We start from the raw sequence: 20157 nt of genomic DNA, 5'->3' as shown, positions 1-20157 counted from the left end.
GCCGGGTGGTTTGTGAACCAGTCGGCGGCGTGATATTTTCCTTTTGGGTCGAGTCCAGATTTTTCGGGGCACGTCAGTACGAGTTCGGCCAACTCGGCGTACGAGTTCGGCCAACACGCCGGGGGGTGGGGTTAGTCGCTGGCTGAGGTGACGTCCGCGTAGAGGGCCAGGGTGCTGTCCAGGCCGGTGCTGGTGATGGCCCGTTTCACGATGCCCTCGACGCAGACCACGCGCAGTTCGCGTTCCTGTTCCTTGGCCTGCTGGTGCACCTGCACGAGCAGCGCCAGGCCGCTGGAGTCGAGGAAGTCGACCTGGGACAGGTCCACGACGAGGCGGCGGCTCGCGGCCACCGACTCGGTGCGCAGGCAGTCCTCCAGCAGCGGCGCGGTGTACATGTCGACCTCGCCGCTGACCGCGACCACCGCGGTGTCCGCGTCCCCGGTCCGCACTTCCAGGCTGATCAGCTCTTCTGGGTCGCCTTCGGCGTACGGGGGCGCGATCGGTGCGCCACTGCCCGTGGCGTTGGAGCCGTGCGGCTCCACGACGTCCGGCTGCTCCACTCCGGTTCCCCTGTCCCTCACTCGCGCGCTGCTTGCCACCCTAGACCGCCGCGTACCGCCTCGGCAGCAGGCCCTGCTCGTCAACTCGGGGGAATACCGGCCGCGGGGCTGCGCTCGGGCTCGTCCGGTTGACTGGCCACCACCATCACCTCGGCCACCGCGTGCAGGCCGGTGTTGGCCAGCACGTACGCCGCCGAGCTGCCGGTGGCCGCGTGCACGTGCAGGCGGCAGCCCGCGGTGCTGGCCTGGTGGGCCAGCTCGAACAGCAGGGTCACCCCGGCGCTGGACAGGTGCCCCACCTGGGACAGGTCCACCGACAGCGGGACGGTGCCGCCGCAGGTGAGGTTGGCCAGCTGGCGGCCGAGCACCTCGGTGGCCGCGCCGTCCAGTTCGCCGGAGAGCCAGGCGTGCACCCGTTCCCCGACGTAGGCGGTGCGCAGGTCCGCGCCCGCCGGCAGCCGGTTGGCCTCCTGCGGCGTGCCGAACCCGGTGCCGGGGCCGTCGTCCTGCTCGGCCACGTCCAGTCCGCGCAGCCGGTGCCGCAGGCAGACCGAGGTGCCGTGTCCGGTCGGGGACACCCGCAGTTCGTCCACGCACTGCCGCATCAGCAGCAGGCCGCGGCCGCGGGAGCCGCGATCGTGCCGGGGCGCGACCCAGCCGCCCTGGTCGGTGATGTCGACCTGCACGGTGCCGTCCGGGTCGAGCCGGGCCCGGAACTCGACCTGGCCCGCGGTGCCGGGCGGGTAGGCGTGCTCGATCGCGTTGGTCATCGCCTCGCCCGAGGTGAGCTGCAGGATCTCCACGTCCTGCTGGCTGGCCCCGGCCGCGCTCAGCCAGTCCTGGAACTGCCTGCGCACCGGTCGCAGCTGGTCCGGCCGCGCGGGCACCACCATGGTCAGCGGCGCCGGCACGCTCGGCCGCAGCCGGGCGGCCAGCAGCACGGCCTCGTCGCGCAGCTGCCGGGAGCCGGCCAGGTCCTCGATGATGGCCCGCCCGGCCTGTTCCACGGTCAGCCCGGACTCGGTGAGCCGGGCCCCGGCGCGGCGCAGCAGCAGGTGCGCGTTGCGTTCGGCGTCCGGGCCGGGCAGCCAGAGCAGTCCGTTGGTGTGCAACAGGACCGTGTCGGCTTCGGTGAGCTGGGCGGTCTGCGCCCGGTAGCCGCCGTCGCCGTAGCCCAGCGGGGCGCCGCCGGTGCGGGCCAGCGCCCGGCTGCCGCCGTCGGCGCCGATCAGCAGCGGCGGCGGGTGCCCGGCGGTGACGTAGTCCAGGCGCAGGCTGCCCGGGTCGAGCACGGCCAGGCTGGCGGTGCTGCCCGCCGCGCCGGCGGTGCGCCCGGCGAAGCGGCCCAGGTTGGCCATGACCTCTTCCACGCCCATGCCGGCCAGCAGGTAGGCCAGCAGCGCGCCACGCAGCCGGGTCATCGCGCCCGCGGTGTCCTCGCCCTGGCCGACATCCCCGACCGCCAGGGCGATCCGGCCGCCGTCGAGTGGGATGGCCTCGTAGAAGTCGCCGGCGGTGGCGGACAGGCTGGCGTTGACCCGGTGCACCCCGGCCACCGCCACCCCGGGCACGGTGTGCGCCTCGGGCACCTCCGCGCCGGGGCGCAGTGCCTCGGCCAGGTCGGCCAGCACGACCAGCACCGCGGAGTCCCCGCCCAGCAGCGGGGTGACCGCGCCGGCGTGCAGTTCCAGGGTGACCCGGGTGGCCTGACCGGTGAGCGCGGCCTCGGTGACGGCGGCCCGGAGTTCCGGACCGCCGAAGGGCCCGGCGCCGTGCGCGCGGGCGGCCGCGTTCGCGCCGAGGGGCTGGTTGCGCAGCCCGTCGACCAGCCAGACCAGCAAGGGGGCCGACTCGAACGCGGCGAGCGCGGTCAGCCCTACGTTCCGGGACACCCTTTCTTGAGGGTCGCCCAGTTGCTCTGTCACGTTCAGTGCCCCAAAGGTGGTGCGTGCACGTTCCCCAGTGTCGTCTACCCACTGGGTTTCGATGCTAAGCCTCGATGCCGAGTGGATCGGTGTCCGTGTCGAGGTAGCTGGCGATCAACCGGATCAGGTGTTCGGTGTCCACCGGTTTGGTCACGTAGTCGGTGGCCCCGGAGGCCAGGCTCTTCTCCCGGTCGCCCTTCATCGCCTTCGCGGTGACCGCGATGATCGGCAGATCCTCATAGGCCGACATCTCCCGGATCGCGGCCATGGTCGCGTTGCCGTCCAGCTCGGGCATCATGATGTCCATCAGCACCAGCGCGATGTCGTCGTACTGTTCCAGCGCGCGCACCCCGGCGACCCCGTTGTCGGCGTAGACCACGTGCAGCCCGTGCAGTTCGAGCACGCTGGTCAGCGCGAAGACGTTGCGCAGGTCGTCGTCCACGACCAGCACCTTCTCGCCGTGGAAGCGGATCGGGGTCTCGCTGCCGCGGTCCTCCCTTGGCAGGCGGACCTGCACCGGCAGCGGCGCCCGCGCCGGCACCGGGGTCTCGTCCTCGAACGGGTCTTCCTCGCCGGAACCCGCGGCCAGGGACCGGATCACCGGCTCGACCGGCGGTTCGACCCGCACCGCGGGCACGGTGATCTCGTGCGCCGGTTCGACCGGCAGGATCAGGGTGAAGGTGGAGCCGTGTCCCGGCGCGCTGCGCACCTGCAGCTCACCGCCGAGCAGATCGGTCAGCTCCCGGCTGATGGACAGGCCGAGGCCGGTGCCGCCGTACTTGCGGCTGGTGGTGCCGTCGGCCTGCTGGAACGCCTCGAAGATCACGCCCAGCTTGTCCGCGGCGATGCCGATGCCGGTGTCCTGCACAGCGAAGGCCACGAGCGAGCGCTGTCCGCGCAGGGCGGAGCGGCGCACCTCGGCCACGTCGGCGTTGCGGATCTCCAGCCGGATCCGGCCCTCGTGGGTGAACTTGACCGCGTTGGAGAGCAGGTTGCGCAGGATCTGCTGCAGCCGGTGCTCGTCGGTGTGCAGCACCTCGGGCACGGCCGGGTCGACCAGGACGGCGAAGTCCAGGCCCTTCTCCACGGTGAGCGGGCGGCACAGCGCCTCGACGTAGCGGACCAGTTCGGTGACGGCCACCTCGGCGGGTTGCAGCAGCAGGTGCCCGGCCTCGACCTTGGTCAGGTCCAGGATGTCGTTGATCAGCTGGAGCAGGTCGCTGCCCGCGTCGTGGATGGTGCGGGCGTAGTCGACCTGCTTGTCGGTGAGGTTGTTCTCCAGGTTGTCCGCGAGCAGCTTGGCCAGGATGAGCAGGCTGTTCAGCGGGGTGCGCAGCTCGTGGCTCATGTTGGCCATGAACTCCGACTTGTACTTGGAGGCCAGCGAGAGCTGCTGGGCGCGTTCCTCCAGCTCCTGGCGACCGCGTTCGATCTCGATGTTCTTGATCTCGATATCGCGGTTCTGGGTGGCCAGCAGGGTGGCCTTCTCGGCCAGCTCGGTGTTGGAGCGCTGGAGTTCCTCCTGCTGGGCCTGGAGCTGTTCGGAGCGGGCGCGCAGTTCCTGGGCCAGTCGCTGGGACTCGGCCAGCAGCAGGTCGGTGCGCGAGTTGGCCAGGATGGTGTTGACGTTGACGCCGATCAGGTCGCGCAGCTGTTCCAGGAGGTCCTGGTGCACGCTGGTGAACTCGCTGACCGAGGCCAGTTCGATCACTCCTAGGGTGCTGCCCTCGAACAGCACCGGCAGCACGGCCACGTTGACCGGCGCGGTGGAGCCCAGTCCGGAGCTGATCCGCAGGTAGTCCGGCGGCGCCCCGGACACCATGATCGTCTTCTTCTCGATGGCGACCTGGCCGATCAGCGATTCGCCGAGGCCGAACCGCAGTGGCTCCTCGGCCCGCGCGCGGTAGCCGTAGCCGGCGGTCAACTCCAGCACCGTGTCCTCCTCCTCCAGCTGCCTGGCGAGGAAGAACGCGCCCTGTTGCGCGGACACCACCGGGGTCAGCTCACTCATGATGAGCTGTGCCACGGTGGCAAGGTCGCGCTGTCCCTGCATCAATGAGGTGATTCTGGCCAGGTTGGTCTTGAGCCAGTCCTGATCCCGGTTGGCCGTGGTGGTGGCCTTCAGGTTGCCGATCATCTGGTTGATGTTGTCCTTCAGATCGGCCATCTCGCCCTCGGCGTCGACGGTGATCTGCCGGGTCAGGTCACCGGCGGTCACCGCGGTGGCCACCGCGGCGATGGCCCGGACCTGGGTGGTGAGGTTGCCAGCCAGCTGGTTCACGTTCTCGGTGAGCCGCCGCCAGATGCCCGCGACGCCTTCCACCTGGGCCTGACCGCCGAGCTTGCCGTCGGTGCCGACCTCGCGGGCCACCCGGGTGACCTCGGCTGCGAAGGAGGAGAGCTGGTCGACCATGGTGTTGACGGTGGTCTTCAGCTCCAGGATCTCGCCGCGCGCGTCCACGTCGATCTTCTTGGACAGGTCGCCCTTGGCCACCGCGGTGGTGACGATGGCGATGTTGCGGACCTGGGCGGTCAGGTTGTCCGCCATGAAGTTGACGTTCTCGGTGAGGTCCTTCCAGGTCCCGGCCACGTTGGGCACGGTGGCCTGACCGCCGAGGATGCCCTCGGTGCCGACCTCGCGGGCGACCCGGGTGACCTCGTCGGCGAAGGCGCGCAGCGTGTCCACCATGCTGTTGATGGTGGAGGCCAGCGCGTTGACCTCGCCCTTGGCCTCGACCGCGATCTTCTTGGACAGGTCGCCGCCGGCCACCGCGGTGGCCACCGTGGCGATCGAGCGGACCTGCACGGTCAGGTTGTCCGCCATGACGTTGACGTTGTCGGTCAGGTTCTTCCAGGTGCCCGCCACCCCGCGGACCTGCGCCTGACCACCCAGTTTGCCGTCGGTGCCGACCTCACGGGCGACCCGGGTGACCTCGTCGGCGAACGCGGAGAGCTGGTCCACCATCGTGTTGATGGTGTTCTTCAGCTCCAGGATCTCGCCGCGCGCGTCCACGGTGATCTTCTGACTCAGGTCGCCCTTGGCGACGGCGGTGGTGACCTCGGCGATCGAGCGGACCTGCGAGGTCAGGTTGTTCGCCATGAAGTTCACGTTGTCGGTCAGGTCCCGCCAGGTGCCGGCGACCCCGGCGACCTGCGCCTGACCGCCCAGCCGCCCGTCCCCGCCCACCTCACGGGCGACCCGGGTGACCTCGTCGGCGAAGGAGGAGAGCTGGTCCACCATGGTGTTCACGGTGTTCTTCAGCTCCTGGATCTCCCCGCGCGCGTCCACGGTGATCTTCTTGCCCAGGTCGCCCTTGGCCACCGCGGTGGTCACCTCGGCGATCGAGCGGACCTGCGAGGTCAGGTTGTTCGCCATGAAGTTCACCGACTCGGTCAGGTCCCGCCAGGTCCCGGCGACCCCCGGCACCTGCGCCTGACCACCGAGGATGCCCTCGGTGCCGACCTCACGGGCGACCCGGGTGACCTCGTCGGCGAAGGAGGACAGCTGGTCCACCATGGTGTTCACGGTGTTCTTCAGCCCGAGCAGCTCGCCGGAGACCTCGACGGTGATCTTGCGGCTCAGGTCGCCGGTGGCCACCGCGGTGGTCACCTCGGCGATGTTGCGCATCTGCGAGGTCAGGTTCTGCGCCATGAAGTTGACGTTCTCGGTGAGGTCCTTCCAGGTCCCCGCCACGCCCGGCACCTGGGCCTGACCGCCCAGCCGTCCCTCGGTGCCGATCTCGCGCGCGACCCTGGTGACCTCGCCGGCGAAGGTGCGCAGCGTGCCGGTCATCGAGTTGAGCGTGTCGGCCAGTGCCGCCACCTCACCGCTGGCGTTGACCGTGATCTGCTGGGTCAGGTCGCCGTTGGCCACCGCCCCGGCCATCGAGGAGATGTCCCGCACCTGACTGGTCAGGTTGGAGGCCATCAGGTTCACCGAGTCGGTCAGCGCCCGCCACTGCCCGGCCGCGCCCGGCACATCGGCCTGCGCGCCCAGCTTGCCCTCGGTGCCCACCTCGCGGGCGACCCTGGTGACCTCGGAGGCGAACAGTGAGAGCTGCGACAACAGCCCGTTCACGGTGGTCGCCAGCCGGGCGAACTCGCCGCGCAGCGGCCGCCGCTCGGTCTGCTCGGTCATCCGCTGGGACAGGTCGCCCTGGGAGGCCGCGGCCAGCACCCGGCTGAGTTCCTCGGTGGGCTGCATGAGGTCCTCGATCAGCCCGTTGACCTCGTCGATGGCCTGCGCCCAGCCGCCCTGCGGGCCACCGTCGCCACTGGCCAGCCGCTCATGCAGGCGACCTTCCTCGGCCACCGCCTGGCGCACCCGGACGAGTTCCCCGATCAGCCACTGCTTGCGCGCCGCGACCTGGTTGAACACCTCCGCGATCCGGGCCGAGGTGCCGTTGGTGCCCGCCACCAGCCGTCGACGGAAGTTCCCATCCCGCAGGTCCTCCATCGCATCGAGCAGTCGCTCGAGGAACGGCTCGTCCACGCCGGCCTCCTGGTCCTGTGTCGATCGCAGTCGGTCATCGGTTACGAGCATCTAGCCTCCCATGCCGAGCCGTGTGTCACGACCGAGCGGTGCGTGGTCACCGGGCGCGGCTAGACTGATCACCCGATCCTTGTCCTCCAGCGAACGGGAAGTGCTCGCGGTGAGCTACCCGGACCGCCCGCCCACGGCACACGTCCCCAGCGTGGAAACGGGGATGTGGCAGGCGCTGCTGGACGGGGTCGAGGACGCGGTGCTGGTGCACGACGAGCACAACGTGGTGCACCTGCTCAACCAGGCCGCCTGCACCCTGTTCCCCAAACTGCACCCGGGCGGGTCGCTGGCCGACCTGGACATCCGCACCCTGACCGCGGGCCAGGCCAGGGACACCGAACTGGTGGAGTTCCAGCACGACGGCCGTCGGCTCAAGGCCCGCCACCGCCGCCTGGGCGAGACCCACTACGCCTGGTACATCCACAACGTCACCGACGAGATCGACCACGTGGCCGAGCTGCTGGTGCAGCGGTCCCAGGTGGGTTTCCTGGCCGAGGCCAGCCGCCAGCTCGGCTCCTCGCTGCAACGCGGCCGCACCCTGCGCTCCATCGCCCAGCTCGCGGTGCCCACCCTGGCCGACAGCGCCACCGTGCTGCTGCCCGCCCGTCGCGGCCTGTTCGAGTGGTGGCGCTGCTCCGCCGCGGCCAGCCCACCCGACCGCGGCCGGGCCGGCCGCCGGGTCCTGCGCACCATGCCCGGCCTGGCCGAAGCCCTCGCCGGCACCGCCACCGAACTGGACCCCGCGCACCTCCCCCCGGACGCCGCCTGGGCCTTACCCGAGGCCGCCGAGGGCTTCGGCCAGATCCTCCTCGCCCCCATGACCCACGACGCCCGCACCGTGGGCGTCCTGGTGCTGTCCCGGCGCAAGGCCAGAGGCGGCTTCGCCCCCGAGGAACAGGCCCTGATCGAGGACTTCACCACCCGGGCGGCCCTGGCGCTGGCCCAGGCCGCCAGCTATGCCGAGCAGGTCAACACCTCAGCCACCCTGCAAGCGGAACTGATCCCGCCACCCCTGCCCTCGGTGCCCGGCGCGGTCCTGGCCGCCTGCTACCGACCGGCGCGCGAACCCCTGCGGGTGGGCGGCGACTTCTACGAGGTGCACCCCCGCCCCGACGGCAGCGCGATGTTCCTGCTCGGCGACGTCTGCGGCAACGGCGTGGAGGCGGCTGCCCTGGCCGGCCGGGTCCGGCACTCCCTGCACGCCCTGCGCCTGGTCGAATCCGCCCCCGCCCGCCTGCTGCACCTGGTGAACCAGGCGGTGCTCTCCCACGGCGGCAACAGGTTCACCACCATGCTGGTCGGCTCCATGACCCCCGAACCCAGCGGCGAACTGGACCTGACCCTGGGCGGCGGCGGCCACCCCAACCCCATGGTGGTCAGAACAAACGGCGCCGTGGAGGAAATCGACGTGCCCGGCGCTCTGGTGGGAATCCTGCCCGACGCCAGATTCGGCGAAACAAGCCTGACCCTGGCCCCCAGTGAAGTCTGCGTCCTGTACAGCGATGGCGTGACCGAAGCCAGAGGCGGCGCCACCGGCCGAGAACTATTCGGCACCGAAAGACTGCGATCCGCGCTCCGCGATTTCGCGGGCCTGCCCGCCAGCACCCTGATCCACCGCGTGGAACAGCGCATCGACGCCTGGCTGGACGGCCGGGACCACGACGACATCGCCCTGCTGGCGGTCCAGGCAGCGCCGATGACGACCGCGGAACTCAGCTAATCGCAAGCCGGAATGCTTTAAAACCAAATCATTCACACCATCGCCCACTGGTGTTCACATACCAGAACCCGACGACGCGAAGTAGTCCGGCGGCGGGAGCTGAAAAGAAATAGTCTTGGCTCCTGTGAAATTTAACCCAACCTAAGGCCGTTGTCCCTGCCCGCACACCCACGCACAATGACCCCCGCCGCAATACACCCGCCGCGCCACCGCCAACCGCCACCCTGCGGAGGGGTCATGCCCACCACCCGCACCACCACCGCCACCAGCCCGGCCACCCGCTCGACCCGCACCACCGCCGACCCGGAGTCCACCGCCACCCGCCTGGCCAAGGCGCTCCGCACCGGCCCGTTCAGCCTCGCCCTGCGCCTGGCCGTCCGCCAATCCGGCCTCAGCCTGGACCGCCTGCAATCCCACCTGCACACCCGGGGCACCCCCGCCAGCAAAACCGCGCTCAGCTACTGGCAACACGGCCACACCCGCCCCGAACGCCCCGAATCCCTGCGCGCGGTCACCACCCTGGAGGAGATCCTCGGCCTCGACCCCGAAGCCCTGACCTCGCTGCTGGGCCCGCGCCGCCCCCGCGGCCGCTGGCTGCACCACCGCTCCGGCACGCTGCCGCCGGATCGCGCCTGGGCCCGCCCGGACGGCCTGGCCCGCGCGCTGGCCCACCTGGACGCCCGCCCCGAGTTCCTGCACCACCTCAGCCGGGTCGCCAGCCATCTCACCATCTCCGTCGACGCCGACCGCCGCCTGCACGCGATCACCCATCACCACCTGCTGCGCGCCGAACGCGACACCGACCGCTACCTGGTCGCCTTCCGCAGCGACCACCCCACCGGCCCGCTGCAGCTGCCCGAATCCCGCGGCTGCCGCCCCGGCCGCCAGCGCGCCGACGACACCACCGGCTTCCGGGTGCTGGAACTGCTCCTGGATCGCCCGTTGCGGGCGGGCGAACTCACCGTGCTCGACTACACGGTCCTGCCCGGCCGATTGCCCGACGCGGAACACACCGTGCGGATCGGCCAGGCCGTCCGGGACCTGTCGATCCAGGTGCAGTTCGCGCCGGGCAACCTCCCTGCCCAGGTCGTCCGCGGCTACCGCCGCTCAGTCGGCGAGCCGGACACGGTGGCCGAACTCTGGGTCGGCGCCAGCCGCACCGCCCAGCTCACCGCGGTCGACCCCGCGCCAGGGATCTACCGGGTGCGGTGGGACTGGTCCTAACCCTTCGCGTGACAGCTGCCGGTGAACGAGTCCTTATAGGACTGTCCGCTCACCGGCACGAAGTCACCCTTGTACCCGGTCCCGGACAACGTCAGCTTCAGCACCCCGTTCGATTTGGCGTCCTTGGCCTCCACGTTGGGGATAGTCCGGCTGAAGTTGTAGTTCGACTTGCCACCGGTCCCGACCAGCACCTGCCGCAACCCGGCCGGATCCGCCTTGCCGTCCGGGCTCTGCGGCGCGAACCGCTGGTAGTTGTGGTCGTGCCCGACGAGCACCAGATCCGCCTTGGCGTCGTACAGCGCCTGCCACAGCGGCCTGGCCTTGGTCTCACCGCTGTGCGAGCCCAGGGTGAACAACGGGTGGTGCCAGTACGCGGCCACACACTGCTTGGTGTTGGTGCGCAACCGATCCTTCAGCCAGGCCAGCTGCGCGGCACTGTCGATCTTGCTGAAGTTGCTGTTCAGCGCGATGAACTTCCAGGAGCCGATTTCCCAGTCGTAGTAACCCTTCGACCGGTCCCCGGCCCGGCCGTTCTGGACCCCGACCCCGTTGAAGTAGTCGAAGTACCCGGATGCCTTGGACGTGTTGTACTCGTGGTTGCCCGGACTCGGATAGGTGATCGTCTTGTACTTGCCCCAGGTCGGGTCGTACCGCGTCCGGTACTCCGACAAGGTGCCGCTGTCATAGGCGTTGTCGCCCGCGGTGAGCACCGCGGACGGGTTGATCTGCCCGACCACCGCGGCGGTGGCCTTGCAGTTGGATCCGCAGATGTCTCCGGCCGCGACCACGGTGATGTCAGCCGCCGGGTTGGCGACCGCCGCGACCGGTGCCGCGACCGGACGAGTAGCCTGGGGTGCAAGGGATACCGCGCCCAGGCCCAATAGCAGGGCACCGCCTAACGCGTAGGCGGCCAGGGGATGGCGCATCTGGTCAGCTCCTCTTTCTGGTGGTGGGAGGTGCTTTCCCACCGCACCGTATTGCCCGCTCGCGCACTTTCAACGGCCGGAACGTCCGCCCGGTGTATTCCCGGAACACCTGACCCCGCGACCTGCCGGAAGACCCCGGATACCCGGACCGTTCCGAGAATTGCCAACACCAGCTGAACAGCGGTTTCCCCAGCTCACCGGCAGCACCCCGGCGCGAGCGCCGCGCATACTCCCCGGCATGGGACAGCATGCGACCGATTCCGACCTGTCCACAGTGGACTCCGATGCCCGGGTGGCCCGCCGGGTGCGCCTGGTCGTCGCCTGGGTGCTCACCCCGGTGATCATCATCGCGGTGACCGCCATGGTGCTGCTGTGGCCCGACCGCGGCGGCATCGTGCAGGACGTGCTCGACGCGCCGCGCGGCGCCGGCACCGTGCAGGAACTCACCCCCTGCACGGTCGCCCCGAAGGACTGCGACATCGCCACCCTCGCCCTCACCGACGGCCCCGGCGCGGGCAGCACCGTCTCGGCCGTGGTGCCGCGCAGCAGTGGCGTCAAGGTCTCCGTCGGCCAGACCGCGCTGGTCGCGCACTACCCCAGCCGCCTGGTCGAATGGGAGCGCTACGAGGTCGAGGGCCCGGACCGGTCACTGCCGCTGGCCCTGCTGGCGCTGGTGTTCTGCCTGGCCGTGATCGCGCTGTCCCGCTGGCGCGGACTGGCCGCGCTCGGCGCGCTGGGCCTGTGCCTGGCCGGGCTCACCGAGTTCGTGATGCCCGCGATCATCCACGGCGCCAACCCGTTGCTGGTCGCGGTGGTCGGCGGCACGGTGATCATGGTGGCCGCGTTGTTCCTCACGCACGGCTTCAACGCGCGCACCGCGGTCGCCGTGCTCGGCACCGCCGCCGGCCTCACCCTCACCGGCGTGCTCGGCTACGGATCACTGGAACTGGCCGGGATCACCGGTCTGGGCAGCGACAACGTCGGCTTCCTCAGCGGCTACCTGGAAGGCGTCGATCTCCAGGGATTGTTGCTGGCGGGCCTGGTGATCGGCGCGCTGGGCGTGCTCGACGACGTCACCGTCACCCAGGCCACCGTGGTCTGGGAACTGGCCGCCGCCGACCCGACCGCCACGCGCGCCAAGCTGTTCAGCGCCGGCCTCCGGGTCGGCCGGGCGCACGTCGCCTCCACGGTGAACACCCTGGTGCTGGCCTACGCGGGCGTGGCACTGCCGCTGCTGATGCTCTTCGCCATCCGCGGCATGCCCGGCCAGCACGTGATTTCCAGCGCCCCGATCGCCGAGGAGGTGGTGCGCGCGCTGGTCGGCAGCCTGGGCATCATCGCCGCGGTGCCGCTGACGACGCTACTCGCCGCCCTCGCCGTTGGCGGGCGCGGTGCTGCTGTCGTCCAGGTGCCGCAACAGGATCCCCTCCCGGAGACCCCACGGGCAGATCTCCACGCGGGGCACGTCCAGTAGTTCCAGCAGGATCCGCGCGAGGACCGCGCCCGCCACGATGGTGCGGGCGCGGGCCAGCGAGATCCCGGGCAGGGCGGCGCGTTCGGCGGTGGTCATCCGGGCCAGCTTCGGGATCCAGCGCCGCAACTCCCGGTATTCCAGCACCAGCGGCCCTTCGGCCTCCGGCACCGCGGTGAGCTTGGCGAGCTGGGTGAAGATCTTGGACACCGCTACCACGAGCTGCGGTTCCGGCTGTTCCCGGAACGCGGCAATCGTCGGCGCCAGCACTTCGCGCAGCCGCCGCCGCAGTTTTTTGATCTCCTGCGCGGTCGGCGGGTCCTGGCTCAGGTACCGGCGGGTGAGCCGCCAGGCGCCCAGCGGCAGCGACACCGCCAGCTCCGGCTCCTCGCCGCGGCCGATGGCCAGTTCCACCGTGCCGCCGCCGATGTCCAGCATCAGCATCCGGCCGCTCTGCCAGCCGTACCAGCGGCGCGCGGCCAGGAAGGTCAGGCCGGCCTCGGCCTCGCCGCTGAAGAAGGACATGTCCACCCCGGTGGCGCGGCGGATCCGGGTGCACGCCTCGATCCGGTTCGGCGCGTCCCGCACCGAGGAGGTGCCGAAGGGGACCAGCTCGGCCACCCCGTATGCCTCGGCCTCGGCCACGCACTCCCGCACCGCCTGCACCAGCCGGTCCAGCCCGTCCGGGCTGATCACGCCGTGCCGGTCGATGTCCTCGGACAGCCCGATCTGCGCCTTCACCGAGTGCAACGGCGCGGGCGAGCCACCCGGGTACACGTCCACGACCTGCAGGTGCGCGGTGTTGGACCCCACGTCGAGCACCCCGAGCCGCACCGCCTGGGAGAGGGCGGGCGTCGGATCGTCAGTCGTCCTGCTCACCCACACCCTCCATCCTGAATTTCGCCCCGTCGCTCCGCTCGCCCCGCCACAGTCCGGATGATCCGATCAACCAGCGGATCCGCGAACAGCTCCCGCACGGTCGCGGGAAGCGGTATCCGCCAATTGGGATAGACGTCCACGGTGCCCGGCAGGTTGGGCTGACGTGGCTCACGCAACACGTCATAGGGCGAGATCAGCACGAACCGGCTGGGCGTGGCGGCCAGGAACGCGTGCATCGCCACCACCACCTCCTCCTCGTCCGGTTCTCCTTGCCCGCCAAGGAATCCCTCCGCGCGCAACAGTCCGATCAGCTCGTCCCGGTCGGCCGCGGCCCGCGCCCGTTCGTCTTCGACGGACCCGGTGAGCACGCCAAGCTCCGCGCGCACCCGGACCTGTTCGCCACGCAGGAAACCCGCCGCCGTCGGCAGGTCGTGGGTGGACACACTGGCGGCCGCCTCCGCGGGCCAGCGCGCGCTCGGCAACATCGGCTCACCCGTGCTGTCGGCATCCCGCTGGAACCACAACACCGCCGAGCCCAGAATGTTGTGCGCTCGCAGGGAATCGGTGACCTGCGGCAGCACCGTGCCCAGATCCTCGCCGATCACCACCGCGCCGGCGCGCTCGGCTTCCAGGGCGAGGATGCCGAGCATCGCCTCTGGATCATAGTGGACATAGGCGCCCCGTTTGGGCGATTCGCCCGGTGGCACCCACCACAGCCGCCACAGTCCCAGGATGTGGTCGACCCGGATCCCGTCGGAATGCCGCAACACCGCCCGCAACATGTCCCGGTAAGCCGCGTACCCCGTGGCCACCAACCGATCCGGCCGCCACGGCGGCAATGCCCAGTCCTGCCCCTGCTGGTTGAACGCATCCGGCGGCGCCCCCACGGTCACCCCCGCCGCGAGCACATCCTGCAAGGCCCAGGAGTCGGCCCCCTCCGCCGCCACCCCCACGGCGAGGTCATGCACCAGCCCCACAGCCATCCCAGCCGCGCGCGCGGCCGCCTGCACCTCACCCAGCTGCCGCGCGCACAACCCTTGCAGCCACACGTGAAACGCCACCCGATCGGCCAGCTCCACCCGAGCCGCCGCCACCGCGGGCGAGGACGGATGTTGCAGCTCAACCGGCCAGCTCCGCCACCGAGCCCCATACCGCTCAGCCAGAGCGCAGAACGTGGCGAAGTCCAGCAGCCCGGCCTCCACCGGCTCCCCGGACCGCTCCGCCAACGGCCACAACACTTCCAGCGCCGCGAGCTTGCTCTCCCACACCGCGGCATAGTTGATCAGCGGCGTGTCCGAAGCCGGCCGGACCGCGTCAACCTCAAGCCGCACAGCGGGTTCCGCCGCCCGGTACTCGGCGAGATCCTCGATCCGCAGGTACAACGGAGTGGCGAACCGCCGGCTCGACGGCGAGTAGGGCGATACCTCCACCGGCCGCACCGGCGTCACCGCGTGCAACGGGTTCAGCAGAACAACATCCGCTCCCCGGGCCCCCGCCAGCTCAACGAACTCGGAAAGATCAGCCAGATCCCCAACCCCCCAGGACCCGTTCCCCCGCAACGCATAAAGCTGCACCATCCAGCCCCAGGCCCGCGCGGGCCGGGGCAGCGAGCGCGGCGCGACCACCAACGTGATCTCGGTGCCGTCCACCCGCAACGTGTGCCACCCCAACGGCACATCCCCCGGAATCCCATCCGGCAACACCCGCCGGGTCCCATCCTCCAGGATCAGCTCAGCGGTACGCCCCAGCACCCGCTCCTGCCCCTCCCGAAGCACCAGGGTCCCCGGCAACACTCCAGCCTCGCGCCGAGCCCGAGCCGAGGCCAGCCCCGCCCGAACCGCCGCCGCACTGGAGGCATCCACGCCAAGCTGAGCCAGCACGGCGACCACAACATCGGCCTCGATGTCGACCCGCCGCCGCCCACTGCCCTCGTACCAGGTGGACACCCCGTGCGCCTCGGCAAGTGCGGCCAACTCGGCGTCCACGGGCCTCCTTCTGTTCACCTGTCCGTTATTTCCACTTTCCCAGCTAACCACTCCGAGACCGTCATCAATTTGACGATTTGAGCGAATTTCTTACGTCGAACGGCCCACAACCCACCCAGAGTTCACCCGAAGTGACCACAGGTAACCCCGCCCACCGCCTGCTTACCCAGCCACCTCGTCCGCGGCCCCGTCCTCGTCCCGAAGATCGTCAAGCTGGTCGACCGCCCACGCCGCCCAGTCCCGGATCGCCGCGAAATGCCGCCGCCCCAACTCCGCCGCGATCCGCCCGAACGCCGTGTTCTCCGGCCCGGACATCTCCTCGATCTTCTCGATCTCCGCCCCGATCGCCACGATCTCCCGCTCGCTGTAGGCGATCTCCTCCCGCAACAACTCCTGCGCCGCCCCCGGCTCCAACGCGGTGATCAAGAAAATCCGCAACAACGCCTTGTTGCGCACCGTGTTCACCGTCTCCAGCCGCCCCGCCCCCAGCCACGCCTGGAGTTCGGCCCGCCCCGCCTCGGTGACCACGTAGTCCCGCCGCCCTCGCGCCCCCTCCGCCACGGCCGCGACCAGCCCGTCCTCCGCCAGCTTGTTCAGCTCGGTGTAGATCTGGTTGTGCCGCGCGCTCCAGGCATACCGGCCAATGCTGCCCTCGAAGTGCTTGGCCAGGTCGTAACCACTGGCCTCGGGACGCAGCGCCAGCATGCCGAGCAGGGCATGACGCAGGGACATAACCGTTCCTCACCTCGCAAGATCGCCCCGAGCCTAGACGCTCCCCCGGTCCGGCCGCCCCGACCAGTCCAGCCCCGCCAACCCTTCTCGCACTCCACCCTTGACATGTCAAAAATGACACGTCATAAATTACCTATGACCTCCACCCTCCGCCACCTCTCCGGCGCCATGGCCCCCGTCCCCGACGAACACACCGCCCAGGACCTCCCCATCACCGGCGCCCTCCCCCCGGAACTCGACGGCCGCTACTTCCGCAACGGCCCCAACCCCCTCCCCGGCTCCCCCGCCGGTCACTGGTTCACCGGCGCCGGCATGATCCACGGCATCCGCATCAGCGACGGCCGCGCGCAGTGGTACCGGAATCGCTGGATCAAAACCCCCGCCGCGACCGGCGACGACCGCCCCTACCTCCGCGAAGACGGCACCGTCGACCTCACCGCGACCTCCGCCAACACCCACGTCATCCCGCACGCCGGCCGCATCCTCGCCCTGGTCGAGGCCGGACTCCCCTACGAACTCACCCCGGACCTCGACACCGTCGGGCCCTGCGACTTCGGCGGGCAACTCACCACCGCGATGACCGCGCACCCCAAGGAAGACCCCGTCACCGGGGAGCTGCACTTCTTCGGGTACTCGCTGCGGCCGCCGTTCCTGACCTACCACGTGCTGTCCGCGGCGGGAGACCTCATCCGCAGCACGCCGATCGACGTGCTCGGGCCAAGCATGATGCATGACTTCGCGATCACCGCGAACCACGTGCTCTGGCTGGATCTGCCGATGACCGCCAGCCCGGAACTGATGGTGGCCGGGGGAATGCCGTTCGCCTGGAACGACAACTACCCGGCGCGGATCGGGGTGATGCCGCGGCACGGGTCGAGTGCTGACGTCCGGTGGATCGAGGTCGACTCCTGCTACGTCTTCCACGTGGCCAACGCGGCCGAGAACCCGGACGGCACCATCACCTTCGACGCGGTGCGCTACACCCCGGCGATGATCCAGAAGGTCTGGCACGGCATCGGCGGGCACGCCGAGCTGACCAACGCCCAGGCCAACGCGCCGACGTCCCTGCACCGGTGGGTCCTGGACCCGGCGCGCGGGACGGCGCGGGAATCGGCGCTGGGGGCGGAGTCGGTGGAGTTTCCGACCATTGACGACGGGCTCACCGGGTTGCCGCACCGGTTCGTCTACACCGTGGGCAGCAATCTGGCCGATGGAGTGCGCGGGATCGTGAAATACGACCTGCGGGACGGGACCACCGATCGGCACCTGCTCGAGAACACCTGGCAGCCGGGGGAGGCGGTGTTCGTGCCCGCCGCCGACGGCGACACCGAGGACGCGGGGTGGTTGTTGTCGGTCAGCAGCAGTGACACCGGGGCGCCCTCGGAACTGCTGGTGCTGGACGCCACCGACCTGGCGGCCGGACCGGTGGCGTCCGTGCACCTGCCCCGCCGGGTGCCGTCCGGCTTCCACGGCTCGTGGATCACCGACGCGGAACTGGCGGGTTGAGAATCCGAGCGGGGCGGCTCCCCAGGGCCGCGGCGGGACCGGCCCCGGGGAGCTGCCTCGCCCTCGCGTCTCCGCGAGAGTTTTCTGGCGGCCGAAGGTCCTCGGTGACCTGCCCCTAACCTGCCCTCAACACGGCGAGCCGTCAATAGGTCTAGACCAAATTAGCCCGATCTGGACAGACAACTCCGACCTGACAGACTGCTGCCCATGGCAGAGCGCAGGCCGCCCACGCTGGCACTTTCCGACCTGCACCGCAGGCACGGGAGCGGTCCGCGCAGCGTGCACGCGCTGCGCGGAGTAACCCTGACGGTGGACCCCGGACGGCTGGTGGCGGTGATGGGGCCCAGCGGTTCGGGCAAGTCCACCCTGCTGAACCTGGCAGGCGGACTCGACTCCCCGACCGCGGGCAGCGTGCTGATCAACGGGCGGGACCTGGCCACCCTGCGCGCCTCGGAGCTGGCGGCCTTGCGGCGCAACACCATCGGCTACGTCTTCCAGGAGTACAACCTGGTGCCCGCGCTCACCGCCGCGGAGAACGTGGCCCTGCCCAGGGAACTGGACGGGATCCCGGCCCGGACGGCGCGCGTCGAGGCACAGGAGACGTTGACCCAGCTGGGCATCGCCGACATCGGCGACCTGTTCCCTGACCAGCTCTCCGGCGGGCAGCAGCAGCGCATCGCCATCGCCCGCGCGGTGGTCGGGCCGCGGCAGCTCATCCTGGCCGACGAACCCACCGGCGCGCTGGACTCCGACAGCGGCGAGGCGGTGCTGCGGCTGCTGCGGGCCCGCTGCGACGCGGGCGCGGCGGGGGTGCTGGTGACGCACGAGGCCCGCCATGCGGCGTGGGCCGATCAGGTGATCTTCCTTCAGGACGGGCGACTGGTGGACGAAACGGGATACACGCTGGACCCGGAGTCCCTGCTCAGCTGAGTGGGGCGGTTTCGCGTGACTGTCGTCACCCGTTCTGCCCTGTCCGGTCGCTCACCAAGATCCCTAGGCTCGGCAGCAGTCGAGTGCTGGGGAGAGTTGTGGTGCCACAGGGCAGGGTCGCGGCCATCGAATGCGGCGCTGACTCCATCCAGCTGCTGGTCGCCGATCTGGCGGCCGCGGACGGGCAGGGCCTGACCGAGGTCACCCGGCGGTTCGAGCCGCTGTGCCCCGGCGAGGAGGCGCTGCCCAGGACCCGCGCGGTGCTGGCCGACTACGCCGAGGTCATCGCCCGGCTCCAGGTGCACCGGGTGCGCCTGTGCGGCACCGGGGCGGACGAGTCGCTGGCCGCGATCGCGCTGGACACCCTCGGCGTCAAACCGGACACGCTGACCGGGGCCGAATGCGCCGAACTGGCCTTCGCCGGCGCGGTGGGCGATCTGCCCGGCGCCGGGCAGGTGAGCCACCTGGTGGTCGACATCGGCAACCACAGCACCCAGTTCGCCCTCGGAGTGTCCACTGTGGACCGCATTGCCTCGGTGGACCTGGGCTGCGCGGCCATCGCGGAACGCTACTTCCAGCACGATCCGCCGACCGAGGACGAGATCGAGCAGGCCAGGCAGGACATGACCTTCGTGGTCGACCACGCGCTGGCCGCGGTGCCGGGCTGGCGGACCGCGCGACTGGTCGGAGTGTCCGAGACGGTGGCCGGCATCGCCGCGTTCGTGCTGGGCGACCGGCCGGGCCCGGAACAGCCGTTGCACCACGCGGTGATCACCGAGGAAGAGGTCAGCGTGGCCACCGCGGAACTGCTGACCATGCCAGCGGACACCCGCCGCGCCCTGGTCACGCCCTATCCGCACCTGGCCGACGTGCTGCCCTCCTGTGCGCTGGCCGTGCAGCTGCTCATGCAGCGCGCGGGTCAGCAGCGTCTGATCGTGAGCAGGCACGACATCCTGCACGGCCTGGCCCGGTACACAGGATGAGCCCGATCACCAGCAGCCACAGGGTGAACGGATAACTCGCCAGCCGTTCCATCGCCCCGGCGCCGAGCCCGAAGTAGAGCACCGGCACCGAGTACTGCCCGGCGGAGAACAGCATCGAGGCGATCACCGTCACCCCGGCCACCAGGTAGCCGAACGCGCTGATCCAGCGGGCCTGGTCCACGATGGCCAGGCTGACCAGGAAGATCGCGATGCCGCCGATGGGCAGGTGCAGCGCGGCGATGAGGTGCACGGTGCGGCTGATGTTCTCCGGCACCAGCCCGGTCAGCGCCTCCAGCACGCCGGTGGTCAGCATCAGCACGTACGCGGTGCCGCCAGCCCAGCCACCCGGCCACAGCCTGCGCAGCAACAACGCGCCGCCGATGATCCCCAGTCCGGCCAGCACCAGCGCGGTGTTCAGCAGCGCGTACAGCGGTGAGCAGACGAACTGCGGTGGTCCGTGTGATTCCAGGAACAGCCCGCAGTCGGTGTTGCCGAGGTGGCTGAGCAGGTCCTGGTCCCAGGAGTAGGGCGTTTCCCAGGCCGCGGCGGCCACCAGTTGCCCGCCCACGCGCAGCACCGCCGAGCAGAGCCACAGCAGCGCACCGAGCACGACCATGCGACCCACTATGGCCGGTACGCGCCTCCCGGTGCGGGAGGCGCGTCACACTCGCCCCAACCAACCCGCGTGTTGGCCGCTGGGCGGTTTCTAGTGGTGGTTGCATCGTGGTGGGCTAGCGATGCTTGGTGAGCAGGGTGTGCATGCGTTGGGCTGG

Annotated in this window: 14 protein-coding genes; 6 read left to right on the top strand and 8 right to left on the bottom strand. The window is 70.4% G+C overall.

All coding sequences use genetic code 11. The features are described from left to right. Positions 1-131: 131 nt before the first annotated feature. The 3 genes from MZC64_RS47290 to MZC64_RS47280 form a co-directional block, all read right to left on the bottom strand. Positions 132-581: an STAS domain-containing protein gene (locus MZC64_RS47290; protein WP_247766218.1), complete on the bottom strand. Its 450-nt coding sequence runs from the start codon at positions 579-581 to the stop codon at positions 132-134. A 59-nt stretch (positions 582-640) separates the two neighbouring features. Next, positions 641-2452, bottom strand: coding sequence for a SpoIIE family protein phosphatase (locus MZC64_RS47285; RefSeq protein ID WP_247766219.1), 1812 nt, complete (start codon positions 2450-2452; stop codon positions 641-643). 97 nt (positions 2453-2549) lie between these two features. Continuing rightward, positions 2550-6941 carry a HAMP domain-containing protein gene (locus tag MZC64_RS47280; protein ID WP_247766231.1) on the bottom strand — a complete coding sequence of 1464 codons (4392 nt, stop codon included), beginning with the start codon at positions 6939-6941 and terminating at the stop codon, positions 2550-2552. Between the two features lie 166 nt (positions 6942-7107). On the opposite strand from MZC64_RS47280, the gene MZC64_RS47275 reads away from it, so the two are divergent. Together MZC64_RS47275 and MZC64_RS47270 are read left to right on the top strand one after the other, a co-directional pair. Beyond that, complete coding sequence (locus MZC64_RS47275) at positions 7108-8748, top strand: SpoIIE family protein phosphatase (RefSeq protein ID WP_247766220.1); 1641 nt, start codon at positions 7108-7110, stop codon at positions 8746-8748. A 237-nt stretch (positions 8749-8985) separates the two neighbouring features. Further along, complete coding sequence (locus tag MZC64_RS47270) at positions 8986-9972, top strand: XRE family transcriptional regulator (RefSeq protein WP_247766221.1); 987 nt, start codon at positions 8986-8988, stop codon at positions 9970-9972. Here MZC64_RS47270 and MZC64_RS47265 read toward each other — a convergent pair. Beyond that, positions 9969-10898: a metallophosphoesterase gene (locus MZC64_RS47265; RefSeq protein ID WP_247766222.1), complete on the bottom strand. Its 930-nt coding sequence runs from the start codon at positions 10896-10898 to the stop codon at positions 9969-9971. The genes MZC64_RS47270 and MZC64_RS47265 overlap by 4 nt on opposite strands. A 238-nt stretch (positions 10899-11136) precedes the next feature. Here MZC64_RS47265 and MZC64_RS47260 point away from each other — a divergent pair, with 238 nt between their 5' ends. Next, complete coding sequence (locus tag MZC64_RS47260; protein WP_247766223.1) at positions 11137-12372, top strand: YibE/F family protein; 1236 nt, start codon at positions 11137-11139, stop codon at positions 12370-12372. On the opposite strand, the gene MZC64_RS47255 is transcribed toward MZC64_RS47260, so the two are convergent. The 3 genes from MZC64_RS47255 to MZC64_RS47245 form a co-directional block, all read right to left on the bottom strand. Next, positions 12259-13248 (bottom strand): hypothetical protein, encoded by a 990-nt coding sequence (locus MZC64_RS47255; RefSeq protein WP_247766224.1) that lies wholly within the window; start codon positions 13246-13248, stop codon positions 12259-12261. The genes MZC64_RS47260 and MZC64_RS47255 overlap by 114 nt on opposite strands. Then, the gene (gene malQ, locus MZC64_RS47250) at positions 13245-15233 is read right to left on the bottom strand and encodes a 4-alpha-glucanotransferase (protein ID WP_247766225.1); all 1989 of its coding nucleotides are present in this window, start codon (positions 15231-15233) and stop codon (positions 13245-13247) included. The genes MZC64_RS47255 and malQ overlap by 4 nt, the downstream gene beginning before the upstream one ends. 162 nt (positions 15234-15395) lie before the next feature. Further along, positions 15396-15965 (bottom strand): helix-turn-helix transcriptional regulator, encoded by a 570-nt coding sequence (locus tag MZC64_RS47245; protein WP_247766226.1) that lies wholly within the window; start codon positions 15963-15965, stop codon positions 15396-15398. Positions 15966-16100: 135 nt separating this feature from the next. Here MZC64_RS47245 and MZC64_RS47240 point away from each other — a divergent pair, with 135 nt between their 5' ends. From MZC64_RS47240 to MZC64_RS47230, 3 genes are all read left to right on the top strand, one after another. Continuing rightward, positions 16101-17471, top strand: a complete 1371-nt coding sequence (locus MZC64_RS47240) for a carotenoid oxygenase family protein (protein ID WP_247766227.1) — start codon at positions 16101-16103, stop codon at positions 17469-17471. A 207-nt stretch (positions 17472-17678) separates the two neighbouring features. Next, complete coding sequence (locus MZC64_RS47235; protein ID WP_247766228.1) at positions 17679-18401, top strand: ABC transporter ATP-binding protein; 723 nt, start codon at positions 17679-17681, stop codon at positions 18399-18401. Positions 18402-18502: 101 nt separating this feature from the next. Next, on the top strand, positions 18503-19384 hold the full coding sequence (locus tag MZC64_RS47230) for a hypothetical protein (protein ID WP_247766229.1): 882 nt from the start codon (positions 18503-18505) through the stop codon (positions 19382-19384). On the opposite strand, the gene MZC64_RS47225 is transcribed toward MZC64_RS47230, so the two are convergent. Next, positions 19305-20000, bottom strand: coding sequence for a DUF998 domain-containing protein (locus tag MZC64_RS47225; RefSeq protein WP_247766230.1), 696 nt, complete (start codon positions 19998-20000; stop codon positions 19305-19307). The two genes, MZC64_RS47230 and MZC64_RS47225, sit on opposite strands and share 80 nt — an antisense overlap. Positions 20001-20157: the final 157 nt, after the last annotated feature.

The sequence above is a fragment of the Crossiella sp. S99.2 genome, assembly GCF_023094165.1.
In the GTDB taxonomy this organism is placed as follows: Bacteria; Actinomycetota; Actinomycetes; order Mycobacteriales; family Pseudonocardiaceae; genus Crossiella.
This window is presented reverse-complemented; position numbering and strand designations above follow the sequence as displayed.

Coding starts and splice junctions, on each gene's coding strand:
- MZC64_RS47280 (WP_247766231.1), bottom strand. CDS start 6,941: ATGGAGGACCTGCGGGATGGGAACTTCCGTCGACGGCTGGTGGCGGGC.
- MZC64_RS47270 (WP_247766221.1), top strand. CDS start 8,986: ATGCCCACCACCCGCACCACCACCGCCACCAGCCCGGCCACCCGCTCG.
- MZC64_RS47265 (WP_247766222.1), bottom strand. CDS start 10,898: ATGCGCCATCCCCTGGCCGCCTACGCGTTAGGCGGTGCCCTGCTATTG.
- MZC64_RS47260 (WP_247766223.1), top strand. CDS start 11,137: ATGGGACAGCATGCGACCGATTCCGACCTGTCCACAGTGGACTCCGAT.
- MZC64_RS47245 (WP_247766226.1), bottom strand. CDS start 15,965: ATGTCCCTGCGTCATGCCCTGCTCGGCATGCTGGCGCTGCGTCCCGAG.
- MZC64_RS47240 (WP_247766227.1), top strand. CDS start 16,101: ATGACCTCCACCCTCCGCCACCTCTCCGGCGCCATGGCCCCCGTCCCC.
- MZC64_RS47235 (WP_247766228.1), top strand. CDS start 17,679: ATGGCAGAGCGCAGGCCGCCCACGCTGGCACTTTCCGACCTGCACCGC.
- MZC64_RS47225 (WP_247766230.1), bottom strand. CDS start 20,000: ATGGTCGTGCTCGGTGCGCTGCTGTGGCTCTGCTCGGCGGTGCTGCGC.